General features: G+C 64.2%; 19 protein-coding genes. 8 read left to right on the forward strand and 11 right to left on the reverse strand.

The features are described 5' to 3' along the window. Positions 1–42: 42 nt before the first annotated feature. Genes C4J84_RS25550 through tagH form a run of 11 tightly spaced genes read right to left on the reverse strand, consistent with a single transcriptional unit; the run spans position 43 to position 16021 of the window. Complete coding sequence (locus C4J84_RS25550; protein WP_124372291.1) at positions 43–1755, reverse strand: SUMF1/EgtB/PvdO family nonheme iron enzyme; 1713 nt, start codon at positions 1753–1755, stop codon at positions 43–45. Continuing rightward, positions 1748–2932 (reverse strand): ABC transporter permease, encoded by a 1185-nt coding sequence (locus tag C4J84_RS25555; RefSeq protein ID WP_124430780.1) that lies wholly within the window; start codon positions 2930–2932, stop codon positions 1748–1750. The genes C4J84_RS25550 and C4J84_RS25555 overlap by 8 nt, the downstream gene beginning before the upstream one ends. After that, positions 2932–3636: an ABC transporter ATP-binding protein gene (locus C4J84_RS25560; protein WP_124430931.1), complete on the reverse strand. Its 705-nt coding sequence runs from the start codon at positions 3634–3636 to the stop codon at positions 2932–2934. The genes C4J84_RS25555 and C4J84_RS25560 overlap by 1 nt, the downstream gene beginning before the upstream one ends. Beyond that, positions 3636–6614 carry a serine/threonine-protein kinase gene (locus C4J84_RS25565; protein ID WP_124372294.1) on the reverse strand — a complete coding sequence of 993 codons (2979 nt, stop codon included), beginning with the start codon at positions 6612–6614 and terminating at the stop codon, positions 3636–3638. Before C4J84_RS25565 ends, C4J84_RS25560 begins: the two co-directional genes overlap by 1 nt. Further along, the gene (locus C4J84_RS25570) at positions 6611–7330 is read right to left on the reverse strand and encodes a PP2C family serine/threonine-protein phosphatase (protein ID WP_124364994.1); all 720 of its coding nucleotides are present in this window, start codon (positions 7328–7330) and stop codon (positions 6611–6613) included. Before C4J84_RS25570 ends, C4J84_RS25565 begins: the two co-directional genes overlap by 4 nt. Next, on the reverse strand, positions 7331–7984 hold the full coding sequence (gene tagF, locus C4J84_RS25575) for a type VI secretion system-associated protein TagF (protein ID WP_124372295.1): 654 nt from the start codon (positions 7982–7984) through the stop codon (positions 7331–7333). Continuing rightward, a complete protein-coding gene (gene tssM, locus C4J84_RS25580) occupies positions 7981–11481 on the reverse strand; it encodes a type VI secretion system membrane subunit TssM (RefSeq protein WP_124372296.1) in 3501 nt (1166 codons plus the stop codon). The genes tagF and tssM overlap by 4 nt, the downstream gene beginning before the upstream one ends. Next, positions 11478–12767, reverse strand: a complete 1290-nt coding sequence (locus tag C4J84_RS25585) for a DotU family type VI secretion system protein (protein WP_124364997.1) — start codon at positions 12765–12767, stop codon at positions 11478–11480. Before C4J84_RS25585 ends, tssM begins: the two co-directional genes overlap by 4 nt. A 6-nt stretch (positions 12768–12773) precedes the next feature. After that, positions 12774–14108 (reverse strand): type VI secretion system baseplate subunit TssK, encoded by a 1335-nt coding sequence (tssK, locus tag C4J84_RS25590; RefSeq protein ID WP_124368840.1) that lies wholly within the window; start codon positions 14106–14108, stop codon positions 12774–12776. Between the two features lie 18 nt (positions 14109–14126). Next, complete coding sequence (tssJ, locus tag C4J84_RS25595; RefSeq protein ID WP_124364999.1) at positions 14127–14636, reverse strand: type VI secretion system lipoprotein TssJ; 510 nt, start codon at positions 14634–14636, stop codon at positions 14127–14129. Between the two features lie 56 nt (positions 14637–14692). Then, entirely contained in the window at positions 14693–16021 is a 1329-nt protein-coding gene (tagH, locus tag C4J84_RS25600) for a type VI secretion system-associated FHA domain protein TagH (protein WP_124372297.1), read from the reverse strand. Between the two features lie 389 nt (positions 16022–16410). Here tagH and tssA point away from each other — a divergent pair, with 389 nt between their 5' ends. The 8 genes from tssA (at position 16411) to tssH (ending at position 26231) form a co-directional block, all read left to right on the forward strand. Further along, positions 16411–17430: a type VI secretion system protein TssA gene (tssA, locus tag C4J84_RS25605; protein WP_124436265.1), complete on the forward strand. Its 1020-nt coding sequence runs from the start codon at positions 16411–16413 to the stop codon at positions 17428–17430. Between the two features lie 54 nt (positions 17431–17484). Continuing rightward, positions 17485–17991, forward strand: a complete 507-nt coding sequence (gene tssB / locus C4J84_RS25610) for a type VI secretion system contractile sheath small subunit (protein ID WP_003195557.1) — start codon at positions 17485–17487, stop codon at positions 17989–17991. A 2-nt stretch (positions 17992–17993) separates the two neighbouring features. Next, positions 17994–19490 (forward strand): type VI secretion system contractile sheath large subunit, encoded by a 1497-nt coding sequence (tssC, locus tag C4J84_RS25615; RefSeq protein ID WP_065953261.1) that lies wholly within the window; start codon positions 17994–17996, stop codon positions 19488–19490. 148 nt (positions 19491–19638) lie between these two features. After that, a complete protein-coding gene (locus tag C4J84_RS25620) occupies positions 19639–20127 on the forward strand; it encodes a type VI secretion system tube protein Hcp (protein ID WP_124368844.1) in 489 nt (162 codons plus the stop codon). Positions 20128–20205: 78 nt separating this feature from the next. Continuing rightward, a complete protein-coding gene (gene tssE / locus C4J84_RS25625; RefSeq protein WP_042945974.1) occupies positions 20206–20721 on the forward strand; it encodes a type VI secretion system baseplate subunit TssE in 516 nt (171 codons plus the stop codon). Further along, positions 20718–22577, forward strand: coding sequence for a type VI secretion system baseplate subunit TssF (tssF, locus tag C4J84_RS25630; protein ID WP_124436266.1), 1860 nt, complete (start codon positions 20718–20720; stop codon positions 22575–22577). Before tssE ends, tssF begins: the two co-directional genes overlap by 4 nt. Further along, positions 22541–23584 carry a type VI secretion system baseplate subunit TssG gene (tssG, locus tag C4J84_RS25635; protein WP_124436267.1) on the forward strand — a complete coding sequence of 348 codons (1044 nt, stop codon included), beginning with the start codon at positions 22541–22543 and terminating at the stop codon, positions 23582–23584. Before tssF ends, tssG begins: the two co-directional genes overlap by 37 nt. Continuing rightward, positions 23577–26231, forward strand: coding sequence for a type VI secretion system ATPase TssH (gene tssH / locus C4J84_RS25640; RefSeq protein WP_124436268.1), 2655 nt, complete (start codon positions 23577–23579; stop codon positions 26229–26231). Before tssG ends, tssH begins: the two co-directional genes overlap by 8 nt. Positions 26232–26245 lie beyond the last annotated feature (14 nt).

Raw genomic sequence — 26245 nt, forward strand, 5'->3', positions numbered from 1 at the left:
CCGCCGCCTGAGTCCCTTCCAAGCTCGCTAGACAGCCAACGATCAAGACCGCTGACCGCTCGCTGCGAGCAATTCCTTCAAGATCGTCGCCGGGTCGGCCCGCTGTTGCTTGCGGTAGTTGCCGACATGGCGAACGAACAGTGTCGCGCGCGTCACCAGGCTCTTGCCGAGCACCGGCTTGCGGTCCAACTCTTCCTTGATTCGTTGAAACTGGGCCTGGATCACCGCATCGGTATAGCGCGTGCCGGTAGCCAGGTTGTCGATGTAGATCGCCACGGCGCCGTCCAGCGCGCTGCGCCCATTGGCGATGGCCATGTCGAACAGCTGCGCGCTGGCCTGGTCTTTGTTATCCACGGCCTGCTGGCGACTCTTCTGCAGGTTGGCCAGGCGGATGTTGTAGTTGCTGATGGTCTCGGCCACCAACGCAGCGGACTGGATCAGGTTGCCTGCCGCTTCCTCGCGCTGCTGGGCGATCAGCGAAACGTTGCGCTTGAGCTCTTCGTTGACCAGCCCCAGTTCGGCTTGCAGCTTGGGGTCGACGCTGGCGGCGATGATGCTGTCCAGGCGCTTGGTCGGGTCCTGGGCGTCGTCGATGGCGTCGGTCAACGACGCCAGGCGGCCTTCTTTCTGCCACTGCGCAAACAGCTCCTTGTAGCGCGAGCGCGGCGCCGACAGCGCGCCAATCGCCACGCGAAACCCGGTGGTCTCGTTGCTTTGCTCGGTGCCATCGGCGGCAAACAGCGGGTACTCACGGCGCATGCCGGTGAACAAGGTGCCTTCGCCCTCCAGGTAATTGCCGCCCTTGACCACGAAGCCGCCATAGGTGCCCTGGCGGCGCCCGGCGTGCACCAGTTGGAAGGATTCCTGGACCATTTCCGCAGCGTTGCCGATCACATCGAACATCCCGATCGGGTTGGGCAGCTTGGTGCCGATAGGCATCAGCCGTGCCGCCTGGCCGGTGCCGCCGGCGACCTGGTTGAACACCGCGTAATCGCTCAGTGGCCCGTCGTTTTCACTGCCCTCGACGCGGCGCGGAAACAGACGGCCTTCCAGGTCCTGGCGACTCACTGCCTGGCCACCGCGCGCGGCGAATTCCCATTCCACTTCGGTGGGCAAGCGCACAAAGCCCAGGCCGCCGTCTTCGGCCGAGGCCCCGCGCCCACTCACCGGCAGCAACTCGCGGTGGTATTTCATCAGCCAGGCGCTGTACACCGCCGAGAAGCGCTCGGCTTCAAAGCGCGACAGTTTCACTTTGGGCAAGCGCCCGGCCATACCCTCAGGCGCATCACAGGCCGGCGCCGGCTCGCCGCTGGCCAGCGACTGCGCCTGGGACATCACTTGGGCGTACTGGCGGGCGGTCACTTCGTACTTGCCGATGAAGTACAGCATGGGCTTGAGCGGGGTCTTGGCGTCGGTCTTCGGCATCAGCGGCGCGATGACGGTGTTCCAGTCCTTGGGCAGATCCTTGAGGGTGAACTGACCGTTGATGAAGTCGCGCCGGTAACCGGAGATAAACGATTGCTGGTAGCCTGCCTCGCCTTCGGCAAAGGGATAGCCGAGGCTCACCTCACGGTCGTCGAGGGTGCCCTGGGCCAGCACATAGGCGTAGCGGAACACCATATTGCCGTCGCATGGCAGCGGCAGGCTCACGTCGTCCGGCAACGGCTTGGGGTTGTCGAGCTTGTCGCTTGCCTCATCGGCCCAGGCCAGCGAGGCCAGGCTCAGCGCCACACAGGCGCCCAGTAACTTAAACATCTCTGATTCCTTCAGAAGCCTGGATACGCGCCACTCGCCAACCGCCACATGCCGCCGCCACGGCGCTGACGCCGAGCACAGCCGCCAGGGCCAAGCCGTAGTGACGCGCCAACAGATGGCTGGCGTATTCGCCCGGCACCTGCACGAATAATCGGTTCAAACCCGCCTCGGCCAGGCCATACAGCCCGGCACTGAGCACGGCGGCAAAACTTGCGCTGTACAGCGCCTGCATCACGACGAACAGCAACAGCGCACCGGTGGAAAAGCCCAGCAAGCGCAACACCGACAACTCCCGACGCTTACGCGCCACCGCCGCCAACGCCCCGGCGAAGGTCGCCGCAAACGCACCGGCCAATGCCAACCCGCAGATGATCCAGAATACGAGCGACAGATTGCGACTCAACGACTGCACCTGGGCGATGGTTTGCGCCTGGGTCGACACCAGCACGTTCTGCCCGGCGAAATACAGCCGCAGCCGTTCCACATCGCTGAGCGTGCGCGCATACAAACGAAACGCCGGGTACATCCGCTGCTCGCCCACACCCGCCGCCTCACCTTCCCATTGCAACGCCGGCACAGCGCGGCCATCGCGATAATCTTCCACCGCCTCCAGCAACGCCAGGTCAGCAAACAGCCCGTCACGGGCGAAGGCTTCCAACGGCAATACTGCCTGCACCTGCACCCGCGTGCGCTGCGCCTCGACGCGCCCTGCCAGTTGCCGCGCAAAGCGGGGCTCCAGCCAGTCGCCGGGCCGCGCCGCGAGCTTCTCGGCGGCGGTATGGCTGAGCACGATCTGGTCCAGGCCCTTCGGCATCGGCAAGCCAGCCAACAACGGGTCGCCCGCAGCGGTCGGCAGCATCTCCAATACCACTGCGCCCACCTGCGCGGTCGCCGCAATCTGCCGCGTACGCGGGATGGCAAACGCCACATCACTACGCTGGGCAAGCTGCTCGACAAGGGCGCTGCTGAATCGACCGCCGCCCAACGGAATAATTTCACGGGTGGCGGGGTCGGTCTCCAAGCGTTGGGTCAAACTGCTAACCAGTCCAAACTTCAGGCCAAATAACACCAGCAATGGCGCGATGACCGCCACCAGCGCCAGCACCGAACAGGCCGACAGCCACGCATCGTTGCGATAGTCCTGCCAAGCGAGCGACGAGACCAGGCCGATGCGCATCAGCACGCCTCCCCAAGCGTCGCCGTGACGCCGCCGTCCGCATCGCGACGGCAGCCGATGCGGCGCACTTGCAAACCACTGGCGCGGGCCAAGGGTTCATCATGGGTGGCAATCACACAGGCGGCGCGGTGTTCACGGGCCTGGGCCAGCAGCGCCTGCATCACGCGCTCGGCATTGAGCGGGTCGAGGGATGCGGTCGGCTCATCGGCCAGCACCAATTGCGGCGTATGGGCCAAGGCGCGGGCACAGCTCACGCGCTGGCGCTGGCCCACCGACAACGCGGCCGGACGCTTGTCCAACTGGTCACTGATTTCCAGCTGCTCGGCCAGGCGCGCCACGCTGCCGTCGTCCTTTAACCCCAGCAACTGGCGGGACAAGGCGATATTGCCGCGCACATCGAGGAACCCCAGCAGCCCGCCGGTCTGCAGCACATAGCCCAAATGCCGGCTGCGCATCTGGGCCAAGGTGGTTTGGCTGTCTGCGCGCCAAAGCCCGCCGATGTCGAACTGGTTGAACTCAAACTGGCCGATCCGATCCGGCGCCAACACCAGCGCCAACATATCCAGCAAGGTGCTCTTGCCGCAGCCGCTGGGCCCGACAATCGCCAGTTGTTCACCTGCGCGCAGCTGCAGCGCCGGAATCACCAGGCTATAGCGCTGGCTGCCGACGCCCCGGCTCTTGTGCACCGCGTTCAGGCTCAGCATCACGGCAGCGTCGACAACGGCACGCGGTACAACGCATCGCCCGGTTCGGCATCGCCGAAACGCACCCAATTGGCCAGGTCATTGTGGAAGGTCTCGTAGAGGCGGATTTTCGAATCCAGCTCGTCGATAAAGTCTTCCTGCTCGGCCACGCTCAATGACAACCACAGGTCCTGGGTCATGTTCAGCGACTTGCTGCGATACGGCAGGCCTTCCAGGTATTCGCCCAGCAGGCCGCCGTCGGCCAGGTTGCCGCCCTTGCGCAGGGCTTGCGGGTCGCGGCTCATATAGGCCGAGGCGCTGGCGATTTCCTGGAAGAAGTCCTTGGGTGAGCTTTGGGTTTTGCGCGCCGCATCGACGATCAGTTTCAGCGACTGCTGCAGGTCGTTCAATTGCAGCTTGGTCAGCATCACGCACACCTGGAACGCCGGCAGCGCCGGGTTGGTCAGGTCGCGGTCGGCAGTCCAGGCGCTGACCAGCTGGGGCGCCTGGCTCGCGGTTTTGCGACCAAGGAAATCCATGTGCATCGCATAACCGACCGCGGCGGATTTATCCGCCAGGCTCGGCGTGGCACTGAGCAGCGGCACCGGCTGCGGCGTGTTGCTGCGCACCTGATGCACGAGGTTGGCGAACACCGTGCCAATCTCGTCGACGCGCTCACCGAGCTTGTGCACGTCACCACCGGGCACCGGCGTGTACAGGTCGCCGATTCGTGGGTTGGCGTCGGCGGTCAGGATGCGGTACTGGCTTTCGGCGCCGGCATGGGTTTTCTTGCCGGCGTCGGTGCGCAGATGCAGCGCGTAGATTTTGATCTGCTTGCCCAACGCCGCCTGGCGCACTTCGGCTTCGTTCATCTGGGTGGCGGCGAACGGGTCGTTCTTGCGCAACGCACCGGCATCGGAGACCAGCAGGATGATGCGCCCGCCGTAGCCGGACCAATCCATGCCGTCCACCGCCTGCATCACCCCGGCAAACGCGTCTTCGTTGAACGAATGGCTGGACACCGTCGAGGCCTTGACCTGCCGCGCCATGTCGAGAAAGCGTTGCGGATCGCGGCCCTGGTCGAGGGTGATCAGGGTCTTGGCCACGTATTCCAGGCCGGGGGTTTTCTTGATGCTGTTGCGAAAGCCCACCAGGCCGAAGCTGACACTGTCCAGCTCGCCGCGCTCGGCAATACGGGTTTGCAGCTCGTGTACTACGTCGCGCACTTGATCGATATACGGCTGCATCGACACGGTGGTATCGACCACCAGCACCACCGCCGTGCGGAAGGCGTCGGCATTGGCACTGGTCACAGGCGTCGCCGGCTTGGCGACCGCGCTGCTGCCAGGGTCGATGGAGGCGACATTGAGCAGCTGCACCGGCTGGCCGTTTTCGTCGAAGCTCTCTTTGGCATCGAAGATCGGCAACAGGTAGAACTGGTTCTGCGGTACCGCGCTGGCGGTGGGCTCCAGGGCCAGCACTTGCTGATTGTCTTCGCGGTTGTTCTGCGCCTTGGCTAACACAGCTTTCGCCGCAGCCGGATCGGCCAGCAGTTTTTCCACCTCAGCGGACTGGCGCAGGAACATCACCGGCGCCCGGCCTGAGCGCTCGGTGAATTTGAGCACCAGGCTTTGCTTCCAGTCACTGACCTGCGAGGCCGGCAACCAACCCTCACTGCGACCGTCGGTGGCCGCGCCGACGCGCACCCAGGGGCTGCCGTCGACCTCTTTGCGCTGGTACACATAAAGCACGGAAAACGCCGGCAAGACTTTGCCCGGTGCACTGCCCGCATCGGCAGACAGTTTGGCGCCGGGCTTGCTGAGCACGCGCTGGAACAGGGTTTTCTTGCCCGCCATCAGCAACGGCCGTTGACCACCGTCCACTTCAGCGACGGCTGCGGGCGGCGTCACCTTGGGAACTACGGCAGCTGGTGGTTGGGCAGGCTCATCGCTACTGCTCAACCACCAATAGCTGGCACCACCAATGGCCAGTGCCACCGCAACCGCCACGGCGGCCAATGCCAACACCGGCCCACGGCGCTGTTCGGACGGGGCATTGTGCTGCGTTGGCGTCACGACCGGTTGGCGCACTATCGGCTGCGGCTGTGGTTTGTCGGTGGGTATGTCGACGGTGACAGGCGTAATGCCCGCCAGGTCAAAACTCAGTGGAATCGGCAGCGGCCGCACCAAGGTGGCCTCCGGCGACTCCGCCGGCAGGTTGTCCAGGGCCCGCAGTAATGCATCGGCATCCGCGAAACGCTCCGCCGGGTCCTTGGCCAACAACTTGCGCAGCACCTCCTGGTAACGGCCGTGGTGCACCGGCAATTCCGGCAACGGCTCAGTCAGGTGTGCGAGGGCCGTGGAAAGCGCATCGGTTCCACGGTAAGGCAGCTCGCCGACCAGAATCTCGTAGAGCACCACGCCCAGCGCATACAGGTCGGCGCGACCGTCGATCTCCTGGCCGCGCGCCTGTTCCGGGCTCATGTAGCTGGGCGTGCCCACGGCAAAGCCGGCCTGGGTGAATTGGGTGCGGTCGTCCAGGGACTTGGCGATGCCGAAGTCCGACAACACCGCCGTGCCATCGGCGCGGAACAGAATGTTCGCCGGCTTCACGTCGCGGTGCACCAGGCCCTGGGCATGGGCATAACCCAGCGCCGAGGCGATCTGGCGGATCAGCGTCACGCCCTGCTCCGGGGTCAGCCCGGCGGCGATGCGCTCCTTGAGCGTGCCGTTGGGCAGGTATTCCATGGCCATGTAGTACAGCTCATCGACATTACCGATGTCATGGATGGTCACCGTGTGCGGGTGCGACAAGCGCGCCAGGGTCTTGCCTTCGCGCAGGAAGCGCTCGCAGAAGCTCGGGTCAGCCGCCAGCGCCGCCGCCATTACCTTCAACGCCACCTTGCGCTCCAGCGAACGCTGGGTCGCCAGGTACACGTTGGCCATGGCGCCTTCGCCGATCTCGCCCTCGATGTCATAGCCGGGGATGACGATGTTCATGGCGACACCTTCACGACGATGGTGGTGATGTTGTCCGGTGCACCGCGATTAAGCCCCAGGTGCACCAGGCTGCGCACGATTTCATCCGGCGCGTCGTGGCCGAGGACTTCACGGATTTCGTGGTCCTCGACGGTCTTGGTGAGGCCGTCGCTGCACAGCAGGAAGCTGTCGCCGGGGGCGATCAGCAGATCGACCGCCGCCACGTCCAGTTGCGCTTCCACGCCCACCGCACGGGTCACGATATTGGCGCGCGGGTGCACACGGGCATCGGCTTCGCTGAGCAGGCCGCTGTCTTGCAGGTCCTGCACGTAGCTGTGGTCGCGGGAGATGCTTTCCAACTCGCCGTCGCGCAGGCGGTACAGGCGGCTGTCACCGGCCCACAGGCACACCCCGCGCAAGCCGCGCGCCGCCAGCACCACGACGGTGCTGCCCATCATGGTCACACCACGGTTGGCGGTTTCTTCACGGACCGCCGCATTGATGCGGATCAGGTCGTTGCGCAAGGCCGCCGCGTATTCTTCAAGGGAGCGCCCCACCGGCACATTGCGCAGACTGTCGACAATCAGGCTGCTGACATAATCCCCCGCCGCGTGGCCGCCCATGCCATCGGCCACCACCCACAAACGGTTTTGCGGCAGGTCCAGGCACGCGTCTTCGTTGACCTGGCGCACCATGCCCACATGGCTTTTGCTCGCCGATTGATACGTCGCCCCCATCTACACCACACCTTCTTGTCCGAGCAAAAACTGCGCAAAATCGCGGGCGGCAGGCAAGCCCTGACACCGTAATAAACCGGGGGAAATACGCTGCGAACCCCGTCCCCACCAGAGGCTGGCCCCTTCGCAGGCCTGTTCGGCGAGCGCCGTCATGCGCCCGTGGGGCACGCTGGCGGCCACGCGTTGCAGGCCGGCGAAACGGCTGTCGAGCGCACGCGGCTCGGTGGCCGGCACGCCCAGGCGGTCGAGGCCATCGTTGAACCCTTCGAACGTCGCGCCCGCGTCCAGAGTGCTGAGCAGCAGCTCTTCGGTCTGTTCGAACCAGGCATCCGGCCCGCCCACCAGCGCAGCGGGGTTGGTGTCGTGATCAAGCACCGCCACCACCGCCAGCGGAAAATAACGCCCGACCCGATCGATACTCGGCATCACCACACCCGCCGCCGCGTCCGGCCCGCACACGCCTGGCGCGAGTACGAAGCGCCACAGCGGGCTGACCAGATAAGCGTTGAGCCACTCAGCGCCCAGGCTGTTCTGGCTGGCGAGCAAACCCGCCGCCAGCCAGCTGTCCCATGGGCCGATAAAACTCTGGGGCAAGGCGCGGCTGACGAAATCACCGCGGCTGGCCAACTTGCCGTAGAAACCCAGCGTGGTCATAGCCGCTCCGGCAGGCTGAAGCCGCTGAGCACACGGCTCTTGAACGGGTTGAAGGCGCTATTGGCGCGCAGCTCGTAGGCGATGCTCGCGCCGTCGACCCGCAGGCGCAGGTTGAAGCGGTCCGGCGAGTTGCCGGCGGTCAGGTCCGATTGTTCCAGCAGGCGGAACCAGGCCCAGGGGCCGTCGAGGGTCACGCCGGAGCGCCCGCTGGCCGATGGAGGCATGATCGAGATACGCACCACACCACTGCTGCCGGGGTTGGGCCATTGCATCGCCACCGGCCGGCTCGGGCCGTGGTCGTAGCTCAGTTGCTGGCCGTCGAGATCAAGCAGGAACTGGGTGATGGTCGGGTCCATCGACACCGGCTTGAGTTCGAAGCGCACGATGGGCTGGGTGCCCCCCGATCTGAAGAACGCGTCACGGATCGTCGCCGCGCGCTGGAAGGTTTGCAGCACGCCCGGCGCGATGCCGAGCTTCTGCGCCGCGCCCGGCTGCCAGCGCCAGGTCTGGGCCGAGGTGTCGACATAGGGCTGCAGGTATTTGCGAAAGTAGTTATCCATCACCCCGCCGACGCCGAAGAACTGGCCGAAGTCATCCAGGGTCGCGTCCCGCGCACTGCCTGGCGACATCGGGTAGCGCCCGGCCAGGGACTGGCGATACACGTTGACCACTTCGCTGACCCAGGCCGCGTTCAGCTGGTTGCGCACGCCGCCCATCATGCTGTTGGTGGTGGAATTGACCACCGACTTGACCATGCCCTGCACCAGCGCAGGCTGGCGCTCGGCGTTCAGGCTGACCCGCGTGGCCGCCGCTGCCGCCTGGTTCTTTGCCTCGCCCAGCAAGGCATCGCCGCTGGCACCAACCATGGCGCTGACCTGCACATACAGCGCGTTCATGTCCGACAGCAGGCCGTCGATCGCCGCCGGCTCGCCCTCGTTTTTGCTGACGATGCTGTTGAGTTCGGCAAAGTGCGCGGTGACCGGATCATCCGCAGCCGCAGGCGCATTGGCACTCGCTTGCTCCTGGCCGAGCAGGCTGCCCAGGCGCTCCTTGAGCTTGTCGACACCGCCCTCCACCGGCACGCCCTTGGCGGCCAATTGGCGCTCTTCGGCTTGCAGGTCGGTCTCCCTGGCCACCGCCACCAGCAGCTTTTTCAGCGGCGAGGTCGGCCCCGAGATCACGCGCAGCACATCGGCCGCCTGGGCCACGCTGGTGATCGGCACAAAGTCGATGTCCGCCAGCAACGCATCCCATTGGCGCTGGTAATCCTGGAAGTACAAGCGGCGCACATCGGCGGCCAGGCTCACCACGTTCTGTTGATCGGCCTGTGCCTGGCCGAGCACCCATTGTTCTTCAGCCAGGGTACCGGTCTGGTTCAGGCTGCTCAGCAAAAACCCCTGGCGATAGCCCTTGGCGGTGAAAAACCCGCTCAGCGGTTCGCCCAATGGCTTGCCGCTCTTGCGGCTGAACACCAGCGCGGCATCGCGACCGGCCGCTTCGTTGAGGCGAAAGTCCGGGATGCCGTCGGGCAGTTTCTGGCGCTTGACCCGGTCGTAGACGCGCTGGGCCACCGGCAGTTGTCGCAGTTGACGGCGCAGGTCATCGATCAGGCGTGGGTCAAGGCGCGCATTCGGTGGGTGGCGGTCAAACAGTGCCTGCAAATGCCCGGTCAACGCCTGGCGCTGATCGGCAGGCAGGTCACGTGGCAGGTTGCGGTCCCAGTCGAGGGCGATCCAGGCCTTGATAAAGTCTGGGTCGTAGTGCTCGCTGTCGGCCAGCATCAGGTAGGCCTTGAGGCCTTCGTAGAGAAAGTCCGAGTTGCCGCCGCCGTGCAATTGTTCTTCGATGCGCGTGACCAGGCGCGGCGCGAACACCGCGATCAGCAACTTGCGATAGACGCTCGCGGACTCGGCTTCGAGCATGTCGCCCTGGTACAGCCCCAGCCCTTCGGACCAGCTCGGCGAATCGCCTGCCAGGTTCTTCACCGCGTTGAGCAGCGGCAGCACGGCCAAGACTTCACGCTGCGCCGGGCTGAGGTTCTGCACGGCCTGGCCCAGGGGCGCGACCTTCTGATCGACCTGGGCGATATACGCCTGGTTGGCGCGATAACTCACCCACCACAGGCCGCTGACCACCACCACGGTGGCCACAGTGGCGGCCAGCACACCCCGGGCGATCCATTTGCGGCGGCGCTCGACTTTCGGGTTCACCCCCACCAGTCCACGCTCGGCGAAGGCCACGGCGGTGAACAGTTTTTCGATGAAGTAACTGCGCCCGGTGCCGCTCTGGCGCGCCAGGTGCTGACGGTCCAGGTTCATGCTCTGGGCCATGGCGCCGATCAGGCGGTCAATCGGGCTGCCTTCCTGGGTGCCGCTGGTGAAGTACACGCCGCGTAACAGCACGCGCTCTTCGAAGGCGTTGGGTTTGAACACCCCTTCGAGGAAGCTTTGCAGGCAGTCTTTCAGCGCACCGAATTGTTGCGGGAAGCCATAGATCAGGTCGCGGCGCGCCGGGTCGCGCTCTTGTTGCAGGCGTTCCACCAGGCGCTCGTTGAGGCGTTGCTCCAGGCCGACGAATTCGCTCTGCAGATGGGCCAGCGGGCTGTCGCTGTGTTTGCCGTCGTCCAGAGCAAAGGTCATGCCCCACACCTGGGCGCGGTCTTCCTTGCTCAGGTTGTCGAAGAACTCCATGAAGCCCGGCACCAGGTCGAGCTTGGTCAGCATCAGGTAGATCGGGAAGCGCACCCCCAGCTGGGTGTACAGCTCCTGGATACGCAAGCGAATCGCGGCCGCGTGGGCGGCGCGTTCGGCGTCGGTGCCGAGCAGCAGATCCGAGAGGCTGATGGCAATGAACGCGCCGTCGATGGGGCGGCGTGAACGCTGCTTTTTCAACAGGTCGAGAAAGCCCAGCCAGGCGGCCTTATCCACCGTGGAGTTGCTGTCCTGAGTGGTGTAGCGCCCGGCGGTGTCGAGCAAAACGGCCTGGTCGGTAAACCACCAGTCGCAGTTGCGCGTGCCGCCGACGCCGCGCACCGCACCGGCGCCCAACTGCGCAGCCAACGGGAAGTGCAGCCCGGAATTGACCAGCGCGGTGGTCTTGCCCGAACCCGGTGGGCCGATGATCACGTACCACGGCAGCTCATAGAGATTGCGGCGTTCGTCGCCACCCAGCTTGGCCTTCTTGAGCAGCGCCAAGGCCTCGTCCATGCGCTGGCGCAGGGTGCTGAGCTCTTCGGCGGTGGCGACGCTGTTGGGGTCGGCCGGGGTTTCTGCGGCCAGGCTGCGCATCACTTCGGCGGCCTGACGGCGCGCCTGGATGATGCGCAGCACGCGATAGGCGATCCACAGCGCAAACACCAGGATGATCAGCGCCCAGCGGCGCCCTTCCGGCACCAACACATCGAGCAACGGCCCGACGAACCAGATGATCAAGCCCAGGGCGATCAAACCCAGCACGGGGATCACCCAGCGAATCATGAAACTGAACAACGCCTTCACTCGACGCCCTCCGCCAATACGGTGATTTCAACCCGACGATTGCGGGCACGGCCTTCGGCCGTACTGTTGGTCGCCAACGGCTCGGTGTCGCTGCGGCCTTCGGCGCTGAAGCGCTCGGCCTGGCCGGTCTTGGCCGCAAGGATTTCCAGTACCGACTTGGCCCGCGCTTCGGACAGCGCCCAGTTCGACGGGAAGCGCAGCGTGGCAATCGGACGATTGTCGCTGTGACCGGTCACCCGTACCTGGCCCTTGACCTTGCGGACCGCGTCGGCGATACGCAGCATCAGCGGCTGGTAGTCATCGACGATGCTGGAGCTGGCGGATGCAAACAGTTCATCGCCACGAATTGTCACCACCGAGCGATCAACCTTGTCTTCCACGGCCACGCGGCCGGCCTTGATGTCTTCGGCCAGGAACCCGGCCAGACGCGGTCGTTCGATCACTTTTGGCTGCGCCACCGGACGGTCGATGGCCTGCACCGGGATCTCGCCCAGGGCATGGATATTCTTGAACACCGGTTCAGCCTGCGACGCCAGCAGCATGCGCAGGCCAAACAGCAACGCCAGCAGCAGCGCCAGGCCGATCGCCACGGCAATCCACGGCGGCATGAATTGCGCCAGGCGATCGCGGGCCACGGTCACGCCGCGCCAGTGCGGCGACAGCTCACGCTCGTGCTCGCCCCGCGCAGTGCGAATCGCGGCGGCGGTGCGCTCGCGCAAGGCTTCCAACTGGCTGCGCCCGTCGGTCATCACGCGGTAGCGGCCTTCGAACCCCAGGCACATGCACAGGTACAACAGCTCCAGCAGGTACAGGCGTTCCCGTGGGCTTTGCAGGCAGTGGTCCAGTAATTGGAAGACCTTTTCGCCGCCCCAGGCTTCGTTGTGTACGGTGATCAGCAAGCTCTGTTTGCCCCAATCGCTGGTGCTGCCCCAGGGCGTGCTCAACACGGCTTCATCGAGGGCGGTGCACAGCGCGTAACGGGCCAGCAGCACTTCGTTACGCGCCACACCGGCGGCTTCGGCGCGCTCTTCGAATTGGCGCAGATAGGCCAACAACTGCGCGCGCAGGCTGGCTGGCGCCGGGTGCGCGATGGTGTTGCGCAACCGCGTCAGCAAGGCCAGCAGCGGGCCGGCGGCGCTTTCCAGCGGGTTCAGGCCCTGGCTTTTGCCGGTGAGCATCGGTGCGGCCGGCATCGACAAGGGCGCCGGCTCCGCACGCGCAGGTTCCGGCGCACGGCCGCCTGGGCGCGGCATGAACTGAGTGCGGTCATCATCATTGGGATGCATCGCGGTTTATCCTCGGATCGCCCAGAAGGCCAGGTTCAAGCCCGGGAACTGCCCGGCGATGTGGAAGGCGAAACCGCCGGAATTGCTCAACTGCTGCCAGTGCTCGCTGCCCCGGTCCAGCTCGTAATAGGTGCTGCCCGCGTGATACGGCAACTGGCGTGGCGCCACCGGCAACGGCAGCAGGCCAATGCCCGGCAACTGCAGGTTGACCAGGTCGCGGATGTGCTCCACCGAGCCGACCTTGCTCTGCTGGCCAAAGCGCGCACGCAGGGTTTCGCCGGGCACGTCGGCACGCACCACGAGGATGAAGCTGGCGTTGTCGAGCAGGGTCTTGTCGGCCAGCATCGCCACATGGATGCCGTAGGCCTTCTCCACGATCGGGATCGGCGTGGCCTTGCTGTCGATCAGCATCGACAACGCTTCGCGCAGGGCCGCCATCACCGGGGCGAAGCTTAGGGCCAGGTCGTCGTGCTGGTAGTGCGGGTATTCCTGGGGGCGCCGGCCGGAGGTGGAAAACGTCGAAAACTCACCGGCAAGGCTGACCAGCTCGCTGAAGAGGCGTTCCGGGTGCAGCGGGCTCAACTGGCTGAAGTGCTGGATCAGCGGCTGGGCGCGGTTGACCAGTTGCAGCAGCATGAAGTCGGCGATTTCCGAAGCGCCACCGGCACCCGAGGCCACCACACGACCGGCCAGGGCTTCGCCACGTTGGTGCAACAGGCCGAGCAGCTCACTGCGAAATGCGCTCAGCGGTTTGCTCGCGGCCACGTCCAGCACCGGCGGAATGTAGCTGTCATCGAGCACCAGTGCGCGGTCGGCGCGCTTTTCCTTGATGCGCACCAGGCCAATGGCGGCGTAGTCGCTGATGCCGTCCTGGGCGGTCAGCAAACGCAACGCCCGCGAGCCCACGGCCACCGGCGCGCGGTTTTCGAAGGGTGCGTTGTCGTCGCGCACTTCACGCACCTGGCTCACGTAGCGCGCAGCTTCGAGGGCCTCGCCGGCATCCACGGTGTCACGCGCGCCGGCGCGTTTGAGCGGCAGGGCCAGGTACACCAGGCCGTCGCGCAGGTTATCGTCGATATTCAGCGGGCTCGGCGCCAGGTCGTCCTGGGGAATATTGAATGGCGTGCCGTCAGGCAACAGGCCACGCGCCGACACAATGGCCAGCTTGCCCTGGGCGAGCAGGCCCTGGTCGATCAGCAACTCGGAAAAGCCCCAGGCGCCAGCGGACAGCGGACGACTGCGGGCGTCGATCAGGTTTTCCAGGTAACGGTCATGCTGCTGGAAGTGCTGCGTTCCGATGAACATGCCTTCCGACCAGACCACGCGATTGTTCCAGGACATGGGGGCTCCGATTGCTTGTTAGTGGGCTGGGCTGGCGGGGGTAGCCACGACGTCTGCGCGCACGGCACGCACATCAAGGCTGATCTGATATTCGGTGTATTGGCGTGGCGGCACGTTGATAACGGTGCGCCATTGCGCGCGGTCCAGCTCGCGATAACCCACCAGCAGGCCGATCTGGCGCGTGGCCGGGTCGAGATCGCGCTGGATGCTCAGCTGTTGGCCGGGCTGGATCACCACTTCGTCCTGGTCGAGCAGGTCCAGGCCAAGGGTGGATTGCGCACGATCAGCCAGGGCGAAGTAATCGGAGCGGGCGAAGGTAGCGGCGTTTTTCAGCTCGAAAATACGCACCCGTACAGGGGCGGCCTGGCCATTGGCGCCGGGGTTGAGCCCGGCAATCGCGTGAAAATGCAATTCGACGGCAGCCGTGTCCGCTTCAGCCTCGGCAGCGGCTTCGGGTTTGGCCGCGTCCTTGGCACACGCCGCCAGCAGCAGCGCGGTGGCGGCTACGAGTAAAAACCTGGGAATCATCCTGCGTCCTCAATGACGTGTTTAGCTATCCGTTTTATCCATCAGTGCGACGCGGTTCAGCGTCGCTGTCGTGCGCTGTGTTCTTCGTAGGCCCGGCTGAATTCGCGGCCGAACAGGTCCTGGAAATCTTCCTGGGCCTCGCGGGAAATAGTGTTGTAAAGCTCGGTGAATTGCTGCCAGTACTGGGCCTGGCGCGAACCGTTGAAAATACTCGAGAGGCCAGCGGGCTTGCCCATGCGCTCTTCCAACTGCGCCGGTTCAAAGCGCAGCAGCAGATGCTTGAGCGCGGCTTCCACGCCGGCCATTACCGCCAATTGGTGGGTGCGCAGGTCGTCGAAACTGTCACGTACCGCGACATCAGGCGCCATAAACGCCTGGTTGCCGTGACGAAGCAGCAGCAGTAACGCTTCGTCGGCATTCGGGGCGAATTTCAACGGGTTGTTTTCGGCGGGGCGGATCATGGTTTGCTGCATGCGGAATTCGCCCTTGAGGCTGGCGCGGGCACGCAATACGTCGATCAGGCCTTCGACCATCAGCCGGTAACTGCGGCCGATGTTTTCCATCTGGGCGCAGGCAGCGGCCTGGTCCAGGCGCAGCTGATCGAGGCCGGCACCGCGCAGGAATGCTTGCAGCAGGTCGGGCTGTGGCTGGGCGTCGCCGACGGGGCGCGCAACAGGCTCAACCACGGGCGGCGGCGGGGGAATCGGCGCGGGAGCTGGCGCAGCATTGATGAGCGGCGCGGGCGCGTCGCCAAACGGGTCCCAGTCTTCGGGAATCACCGAACCTTGTACCACCGGTGTGTCGACAACCGGCACGGCGACCGGCTCCGGCGCACGGAAGTCGTGTTGTTCGGACGGCACATGGTCCGCCACGGTGGGCGGTGGCACGGCAGCAGGGCTGAGGAAGTCGAACAGGTCCGGCAGGGTTTCCATCGACGAGGCGCCATGGAACTGCGGCGCGATCATTGGCGTCGGCGCTGATGGGCTCGCCACCGCGCCCATCAGCGCTTCAAAGCTGTTCGGCGACTCACCGGCAAACGGCTGGCTGTCGACGGCCTGCACGTTGAAATCAATACGCGCCTGAATTTCGTAATCGCCGATCCGGATCAGCTCGCCATCCTGCAGCGGCTCGCTGTTACCCCGGCGCAAACGGATACCGGCGTTAACCAACTCCACGCCGTTGGTGCTGTTATCAGTCAGGTAATAACGGCCGTCTTTGTATTGAATAACGCAATGTTGGGAGGAGACGAGGCGCTCGGGGTCGGGCAGTACCCAGTCGTTTTCCGAACTGCGGCCGATCGCCATCGAGCCCTGGTTCATGGACTTTTCGGAGCACTGCCCAGGGGTAATCTTGTGATAACTAGTGATAGTCAAACACAGCGACATCTTGCCTCCTTGCTGATACATCGCGCGCGGTCGATCCAAGGGCTACGCTTGCCTGGATACTCCGCCAGGTCGTGGGGACGACCGTCTAAATCTGCAATTGCCAGCATGATCGCTGATCTTATCTGGCTTGCATGACAAAAATCCTCTGCGGGCGCACCGTTCGACCCACCAGTCGCGCAGGTTGTTAAGCACCGCACATCTGTCACAGAGGGCGAATAGCTTACCTTGACAAGGCATAAGTACTACACCAAAAATGCACAACTTCTTGAACATCAATGATGGCACGATAGTGGCACTCTGATGGTATCACCAAGAACATGCAAAGTTCACCGCGCAACTAATGCATGCATTGCCCGGCATCTAACGGGCTGATAGGGAGATCGAACTCAGTGGATGTGCCATTGTTGCTCACCGCCGTTTCCGCGTCCTCGCCCTGTGGCGAAGACATGGAATATGACGCGCAATTTCTGCAATTGGAACGTGATGCCAAGGGCCAGCCCGAGCGCAGCATGGGCGATTCGATCCTGCCCGCTGAGCCACCCGAATGGCGCAGCATCCAGCAGCAGAGCCTCGACTTGCTGCAGCGCAGCAAAGACCTGCGCATCACCCATTTCCTGCTGCAAAGCTCGCTCGCCCTGCAAGGCGTGGTCGGGCTGGCCGACGTCCTGACCCTGATCGATGCGTTATTGCGCCAATACTGGGCCGACCTGCACCCGCGCCTGGATGCCGATGACGATAACGACCCCACCGTGCGCATCAACGCGCTGTCCGGCTTGACCGGCGACACCACGATTCGTCTGCTGCGCGAGAGCATCCTCACGCGTTCGCGCACCTTCGGCCCGGTGAGCCTGCGCGCCGCGTTGAACGCCAGCGGCCTGCTGAGTTTTCCCGATGAACAACTGGGCGCCCAGCAACTCAACGCTGCGTTCCTCGACAGCGACCCGGAGCAACTGCAGGCCACCCGCGACGCCTTGAGCGCGGCGCGTGCCGCCTGCGAAGCCATCGAACAACAGGTCAACGAGCAGGTCGGTTCCGCCCGGGGCGTGGACCTCAGCGCGTTGAAACAGCCGCTCAAGCAGGCCTTGCAACTGCTCAACCAAGCGGTGCCAGGCACCGACAGCAGCAGCGAACCCGAGGCCGTCAGTGAAGACAACGCCCCCTCGGTGGACTACGCCGCCGCCCCCTCAGCACCCCGCCCTGCCGGCGATATCGCCAGCCGCGATGAGGTGCTGCGCAGCCTCGACAAAATCCTTGCGTATTACACCCGGCACGAACCTTCGAGCCCGCTGCCGGTGCTGTTGAACCGCGCGAAGAATCTGGTGCACGCCGATTTCGCGGCCATCGTGCGCAATCTGATTCCCGACGGCATGTCCCAATTTGAAAACCTGCGCGGCCCGGACAGCGAGTAAGCCGCCGGACCGTGCAGTAACAACACCGTCGCTCAAGCGACCAGGAGCAGCAACGTGGCGAAGCAAAGTTCTCAGAAATTCATCGCGCGCAACCGCGCGCCTCGAGTGCAGATCGAGTACGACGTCGAGCTCTACGGCGCCGAGAAAAAGGTCCAGCTGCCCTTCGTCATGGGCGTGATGGCCGACCTCGCCGGCAAGCCTGCCGAGCCGCTGGCACCCGTGGCCGATCGCAAGTTCCTTGAAGTGGACGTCGACAACTTCGACTCCCGCCTCAAGGCCATGCAGCCACGCGTGGCGTTCCACGTACCCAATGAGCTGACCGGCGAAGGCAACCTGAGCCTGGACATCACCTTCGAAAGCATGGACGACTTCAGCCCGGCCGCCGTGGCGCGCAAGGTCGATTCCTTGAACCAGCTGCTCGAAGCCCGCACCCAGCTGGCCAACCTGCTGACCTACATGGACGGCAAGACCGGCGCCGAAGAAATCATCATGAAGGCGATCAAGGACCCGGCACTGCTCCAGGCACTTGCCAGTGCGCCCAAGCCTGCAGGGGAGCAGTAAGCATGACTGACAATACCGTTCGCGAAGGCGCGTCCAACCTGGGCGCCACCGAAGAAACCAGCGAGTTCGCCTCGCTGTTGATGCAAGAATTCAAGCCCAAGACCGAGCGCGCCCGCGAAGCCGTGGAAACCGCCGTGCGCACCCTGGCCGAACAGGCTTTGGCGCAAACCGACCTGGTGTCCAACGACGCGATCAAGTCGATCGAATCGATCATCGCCGCCATCGACGCCAAGCTCACCGCCCAGGTCAACCAGATCATCCACCATCAGGATTTCCAGCAGCTGGAAAGCGCCTGGCGTGGCCTGCATTACCTGGTCAATAACACCGAGAGCGATGAGCAGCTGAAGATTCGCGTGCTCAACATCTCCAAGCCGGACCTGCACAAGACCTTGAAGAAATTCAAAGGCACGGCGTGGGACCAGAGCCCGATCTTCAAGAAGATGTACGAAGAAGAATACGGCCAGTTCGGCGGCGAACCTTACGGCTGTCTGGTAGGCGACTACTACTTCGACCAGTCGCCGCCCGATGTGGAATTGCTGGGCGAGCTGTCGAAAGTCTGCGCCGCCATGCACTCGCCATTCATCGCTGCGGCTTCGCCGACCGTGATGGGCATGGGCTCCTGGCAGGAACTGTCGAACCCGCGCGACCTGACCAAGATCTTCACCACCCCGGAATACGCCGGCTGGCGCTCGCTGCGTGAATCGGAAGATTCGCGCTACATCGGCCTGACCATGCCGCGCTTCCTGGCGCGCCTGCCGTACGGCGCCAAGACCGACCCGGTGGAAGCCTTCGCCTTCGAAGAAAACACCGACGGCGCCGACAGCTCCAAGTACACCTGGGCCAACGCCGCGTACGCGATGGCGGTGAACATCAACCGTTCGTTCAAGCACTACGGCTGGTGCTCGCGCATCCGTGGCATCGAGTCCGGCGGTGAAGTGGAAAACCTGCCGGCCCACACCTTCCCGACCGACGACGGTGGCGTGGACATGAAGTGCCCGACCGAAATCGCCATCAGCGACCGCCGTGAAGCGGAACTGGCGAAGAACGGTTTCATGCCGCTGCTGCACAAGAAAAACACCGACTTCGCCGCGTTTATCGGCGCCCAGTCGTTGCAGAAACCGGCCGAATACGATGACCCGGACGCTACCGCCAACGCCAACCTGGCCGCGCGCCTGCCGTACCTGTTCGCCACCTGCCGTTTCGCGCACTACTTGAAGTGCATCGTGCGCGACAAGGTCGGTTCCTTCAAAGAGAAGGACGAGATGCAGCGCTGGTTGCAGGACTGGATCCTCAACTATGTCGACGGTGACCCGGCGCACTCCACCGAAACCACCAAGGCCCAGCATCCCTTGGCAGCCGCCGAAGTGATCGTGGAAGAAGTGGAAGGCAACCCGGGGTACTACAACTCCAAGTTCTACCTGCGCCCGCACTACCAGCTCGAAGGGCTGACGGTATCGTTGCGTTTGGTATCGAAGCTGCCTTCGGCCAAGAGCGCTTAAGTAACTCGCTCGTTCCCACGCTCCGCGTGGGAATGCCGCCCGGGGACGCACTGCGTCCCAGTAACGCAGAGCGTCACAGGATGCGTTACCACGCAGAGCGTGGGAACGATCACCAAATCAAGTGGCCTGGGCCACACAGGGAGAAAACATGGCTGTTGATATTTTCATCAAGATCGGCGACATCAAGGGCGAGTCCATGGACAAGACCCACAAGGACGAGATCGACGTGCTGAACTGGAGCTGGGGCATGGCCCAGTCCGGCAACATGCATGTGGGCGGTGGCGGCGGCGCGGGCAAGGTGAATATCCAGGACCTGTCGCTGACCAAATACGTCGACAAGGCGTCGCCGAACCTGATGATGCACTGCGCCAGCGGCAAGCACATCGACAAGGTCAAGCTGACCGTGCGCAAGGCCGGTGGCGAAAGCCAGGTCGAGTACATGGTGATCAACCTGGAAGAAGTCCTGGTGACCTCGCTGAGCACCGGCGGATCGGGCACCGATGACCGCCTGACCGAGAACGTCACCCTGAACTTCGCCCAAGTGATGGTCGACTACCAGCCGCAGAAAGCCGACGGCACCAAAGACGGCGGCGCGATCAAGTTTGGCTGGAACATCCGTTCCAACACCAAGCGCTGATAGCCCTTGTGACCGTGGTTTCACGCCACGGTCGCAAACCTTGTGTTCCTCTCGCAACCCGTCCGTGGAGCTGCTTTGGTGGTAACTGAAATCGCTTCCCGCGACCGTCTGCAACCGTCCCTGCTGGACCGGCTGACCGACGACGACCCAACCAATCCGAAGGAAAGCGCGGACAAACGCGTGCTGTCCCTGACCCAATTGAAAGCCTCGGTATTGCGCGACCTGGCGTGGCTGCTCAACACCACGTCGTTGCTCGATGCCGATGCCACGCTGCACACCCCGGCCGGTACCTCGGTGGTCAATTACGGCCTGCCGGCGCTGGCGGGCAACAGCGTTTCCAGCGTGGACATCAAGGCCCTGGAAGCGCTGATCTACCAAGCCATCGCGACGTTCGAGCCGCGCATCCTGCGCCACACGCTGCGCGTCAAAGCCCGCGTCGGCCAGGGTGAAATGAACCACAACGCCTTGAGTTTCGAGATCGAAGGCGACCTGTGGGCCCAGCCGGTGCCGTTGCGCCTGCTGCTGCAAACCGACCTGGACCTGGAGTCCGGCCATGTGCGCGTGGTGAATGCCGACCAACGGAGGCGCCCATGAACCCGCGCCTGCTGGAGCTGTACAACCAGGAACTGCACCATGTGCGCGAAAGCGCCGCCGAGTTCGCCAAGGAATACCCGAAGATCGCCAGTCGGCTGACCCTGTCCGGCATGGACTGCGCCGACCCGTACGTCGAACGCCTGCTCGAAGGCTTTGCCTACCTCACCGCCCGCGTGCAGCTCAAGCTCGACGCCGAGTACCCGACCTTCACCCACAACCTGCTGGAAATCGCCTACCCGCATTACCTGGCGCCCACCCCGTCAATGACCGTGGTGCAACTGCAGACCGACCCCGACGAAGGCTCCCTCGCCAGCGGCTTCCCCCTGCCCCGCGACACAGTACTGCGCGCCGCCCTGGGCCGTGAAACCCAGACCTGCTGCGAGTACCGCACTGCGCACCCGGTGACGCTGTGGCCGTTGCAGGTGAGCAATGCCGAATACTTCGGCAACCCTGCCGCTGTGCTCGGCCGCCTGGCCGCCAGCGAACCGAAAGCCAAAGCCGGTTTGCGCCTGACCCTGCGCACCGGCGCCGAGTTGCCATTCAACAGCCTCGACCTGGATAACCTGCCGCTGTACCTCAGCGGCGCCGATGAGCAGCCGTTCCGCCTCTATGAACAATTGCTGGGCAATGCCTGCGCGGTGTTCGCGCGCAAGCCCGGCGGTGATTGGGTTGAGCGCTTGCCTCAGGACGCCTTGCGCTCACGGGGCTTTGACGACGCCGACGCGGCCATGCCGGTGGTAGCGCGTGCCTTCCAGGGCTATCGGTTGTTGCAGGAATACTTCGCCCTGCCCCACCGCTTTCTGTTCGTTGAATTCGCCGAACTGAGCCGTGCGGTCAAACGCTGCGACGGCCAGGAGCTGGAATTGATCGTACTGTTCGACCGTCACGAGCCGAGCCTGGAGGGCAGCGTCGGCGCGGCGCAGTTCCTGCCGTTCTGCACGCCGGCGATCAACCTGTTCCCCAAACGCGTAGACCGCATCCACCTGTCCGACCGGGTCAACGAACACCATGTGATCGCCGACCGCACGCGGCCGATGGATTTCGAGATTCATTCGTTGAGCGGCATCACCGGCCATGGCACCGGGCCGGAGCAGCCATTTTTGCCGTTTTACGCGGTGCGCGATCCCTCCCGCTATGGTCGCGACCAGGCCTATTACACGGTGCGCCGCGAACCGCGTGTGCTGTCCAGCGACCAGCGCCGCAACGGCCCGCGTTCCACCTATGTGGGCAGCGAAACCTTCGTCAGCCTGGTGGACAGCCGGCAAGCACCGTACCGCCATGATCTGCGCCAGTTGGGCGTGACCGCACTGTGCACCAACCGCGACCTGCCGCTGTTCATGAGCGTGGGCAACGGCAAGACCGATTTCACCCTGGCCGACAGCGCCCCGGTGCTCTCGGTGCGGTGTGTCGCAGGTCCCAGCCGCCCGCGCCCCAGCCATGCCCACGATGCCAAGGCCTGGCGCCTGATCAGCCAGTTGTCGCTCAACTACCTTTCCTTAAGCGAACAGGGCCAGGGCGCCGGTGCCTTGCGTGAGCTGTTGCGCCTGTACGGCGACAGCAACGACGCCGCCCTGCAATTGCAGATCGAAGGCTTGCGCGAGGTCAGCAGCAAGGCGGTGACCCGACGCCTGCCGATGCCGGGCCCGATTGTGTTTGGCCGGGGGTTGGAGATCACCCTGGAATTCGATGAAAACGCGTTTCGCGGCACCGGTGTGTTCCTGCTCGGTGCGGTGCTGGAACGCTTCCTGGCACGCTACGTGTCGATCAACAGTTTTACCGAGACGGTGATCCGTACCACCGAACGCGGCGAGATCATGCGATGGAAAGCCAAGCCCGGACGTCGTCCGACCCTGTGAGTACCCTGGACGCGATGCACCAGGAGCCCTGGGAATATGACTTCTTCCAGGCACTGCGGCGTATCGAATGCGAATCGCCGGACCTGCCGCGCCTGGGCCATTCCCTGCGCCTGGCGGATGACCCGCTGCGCCTGGGCCAACAGGCCGATTGCACCTTCGCCCCGGCCACACTGGCCTCGGTCGTCCCCGGCACTGATGGCAAGCCGGCGCGGCTGGAGCAATTCTTCTTCGGCCTCGGCGGCCCCAACGGCCCGCTGCCGCTGCATATCACCGAGTACGTGCGCGAGCGCCAGCGCAACAATGCCGACAGCACCAGCAAACAGTTCCTGGATGTGTTCCACCATCGCCTGCTGACCCTGTTCTACCGGGCCTGGGCCGAGGCACGCCCGACGGTCAGCCATGACCGCCCGGATGACGACTACTGGTCCGCACGCCTCGCCGCCTTGAGTGGCCGCGGCATGCCGAGCTTGCTCAACCAGGGCTTGATCCCCGACACGGCGAAGCTGCATTACAGCGGCCACCTGTCGGCGCAGACCCGTTACCCGGATGGCTTGAAGGCCATCCTCAGCGAGTACTTCGGCTTGCCGGTGGAAATCGAAGAATACGTCGGCCAATGGCTGGAATTGCCCGAACGCAGCCGCGTCGGCGTCAGCGCCAACCGGCTCGGCGTGGATTTCTGCCTGGGCAGCCATGTGTGGGACCGCCAGCACAAATTCCGCATTCGCCTCGGGCCGCTGAAACTCGACGATTACATGAGCATGCTGCCCGGCCACCAACCGTTCAACGAGCTGGTGGCCTGGGTGGCCGAGTACCTGGGCCATGAACTGGACTGGGACTTGAACCTGGTTCTGCAACAACCCGAAGTCCCGGCGCTGCAACTCAACGGCCAGTTCCGCCTGGGCTTCAACACCTGGCTCGGCCAACCTGCGCATGACGCCAACGACCTAATCCTGGCACGGCATTACGCCGATCACGCCACCACCTCAAGGAATCCAGAGCATGGGTGAAATCAGTCGCGCCGCACTGTTCGGCAAACTCAACAGCGTGGCCTACAAGGCCATCGAAGCCGCCACCGTGTTCTGCAAACTGCGGGGCAACCCGTATGTGGAACTGGCCCACTGGTTTCACCAGTTGCTGCAGCTGCAGGACTCGGACCTGCACCGCATCATCCGCCAGTTCAACGTGGAGCCGGCGCGCCTGGCCCGCGACCTCACCGAAGCCCTGGACCGCCTGCCGCGTGGCTCGACCTCGATCACTGACCTGTCGTCCCATGTGGAAGAAGCCGTGGAGCGCGGTTGGGTGTACGGCAGCCTGATGTTCGGCGAAAGCCAGGTGCGCACCGGTTACCTGGTGCTGGGCATCCTGAAAACCCCGAGCCTGCGCCATGCGCTGCTGGGCTTGTCGGCCGAATTCGACAAGATCAAGCCCGAGGCTTTGAGCGAGCGTTTTGATGAATACGTCGGCGACTCGCCTGAGAATGCCCTCGGCGCCAGCGATGGTTTCAATGCCGGTGTTCCCGGCGAAGCCAGCGGCGCCATGGCCCCCAGCGCGATGGGCAAGCAGGAAGCGCTCAAGCGGTTTACCGTCGACCTGACCGAACAGGCGCGCAGCGGCAAGCTCGACCCGATCGTGGGTCGCGATGAAGAGATTCGCCAACTGGTGGATATCCTCATGCGCCGGCGCCAGAACAACCCGATCCTCACCGGTGAAGCCGGGGTGGGCAAGACGGCCGTGGTCGAAGGTTTCGCCCTGCGCATCGTCGCCGGCGATGTACCGCCGGCGCTCAAGGACGTGGAACTGCGCAGCCTCGACGTGGGCCTGCTGCAAGCCGGTGCGAGCATGAAAGGCGAGTTCGAACAGCGCCTGCGCCAGGTCATCGAAGACGTGCAGGCCTCGGCCAAGCCGATCATCCTGTTTATCGACGAGGCTCACACCCTGGTCGGTGCCGGTGGCGCTGCCGGTACTGGCGACGCGGCCAACCTGCTCAAGCCTGCCTTGGCCCGTGGCACCTTGCGTACCGTGGCCGCCACGACCTGGGCCGAGTACAAGAAGCACATCGAAAAAGACCCGGCCCTGACCCGCCGCTTCCAGGTGGTGCAAGTTGCCGAGCCGTCGGAAGACAAGGCGCTGCTGATGATGCGCGGCGTGGCCTCGACCATGGAGAAACACCATCAGGTGCAGATTCTCGATGAAGCCCTGGAAGCCTCGGTGAAGCTGTCCCACCGCTACATCCCCGCGCGCCAGTTGCCAGACAAATCCGTGAGCCTGCTGGACACCGCCTGCGCCCGCGTCGCCATCAGCCTGCACGCGGTGCCGGCCGAAGTGGACGACAGCCGCCGCCGTATCGAAGCGCTGGAAACCGAACTGCAAATCATCGCCCGGGAACATGCGATCGGCATTGCGATTGGCGCGCGTCAAACCAACAGCGAAGCGTTGCTGAGCGCCGAGCGTGAGCGCCTGGCCACTCTGGAAAACCGTTGGGCCGACGAGAAAGCCTTGGTGGATGAGCTGCTCGCCACCCGCGCGACGCTGCGTGAAAAAATCGGCGAAGTCGACAGCGGCAACGATGAATTGCGCACCCAACTGGTGGACCTGCAACAGCGCCTCAGCGCCCTGCAAGGCGAAACCCCGTTGATCCTGCCCACCGTGGATTACCAGGCCGTGGCCTCGGTGGTCGCCGACTGGACCGGTATTCCGGTGGGCCGCATGGCGCGCAACGAACTGGAAACCGTGCTCAACCTCGACCAGCACCTGAAGAAACGCATCATCGGCCAGGACCATGCCCTGCAGATGATCGCCAAGCGCATCCAGACCTCCCGCGCCGGCCTCGACAACCCGAGCAAGCCGATTGGCGTGTTCATGCTCGCCGGCACCTCCGGCGTGGGCAAGACCGAGACCGCCCTGGCCCTGGCCGAAGCCATGTACGGCGGCGAGCAGAACGTGATCACCATCAACATGAGCGAGTTCCAGGAAGCCCACACGGTTTCCACCCTCAAAGGTGCGCCACCGGGCTATATCGGCTATGGCGAAGGCGGCGTACTGACTGAAGCAGTGCGGCGCAAACCCTACAGCGTGGTGCTGCTGGACGAGGTGGAAAAAGCTCACCCGGATGTGCATGAAATCTTCTTCCAGGTGTTCGACAAGGGCGTGATGGAGGACGGCGAAGGCCGGGTGATCGACTTCAAGAACACCTTGATCCTGCTGACCACCAACGCCGGTACCGAGCTGATTTCCCGTGTCTGCAAAGACCCGGCGAACATCCCCGAGCCCGAGGAAATCGCCAAGGCCCTGCGCCAGCCGCTGCTGGAGATTTTCCCACCCGCGCTGCTCGGCCGCCTGGTAACCATTCCCTATTACCCGCTGAGCGACGAGATGCTCAAGGCGATCACCCGCCTGCAACTGAACCGCATCAAGAAGCGCGTGGAGAATACCCACAAGGTCGCCTTCGACTACGACGAGGCGGTGGTCGACCTGATCGTCTCACGCTGCACCGAAACCGAAAGCGGCGGGCGCATGATCGACACCATCCTGACCAACAGCCTGCTGCCGGACATGAGCCGAGAATTCCTCACGCGCATGCTCGAAGGCAAGGCGCTGGCGGGGGTGCGCATCAGCAGCCGGGATAATGAATTGCACTACGACTTCAGCGATTAACCTGACGGAATGCG

Origin of the sequence: Pseudomonas sp. R11-23-07, from assembly GCF_003852295.1 — a bacterium.
Taxonomy (GTDB): Bacteria; Pseudomonadota; Gammaproteobacteria; order Pseudomonadales; family Pseudomonadaceae; genus Aquipseudomonas.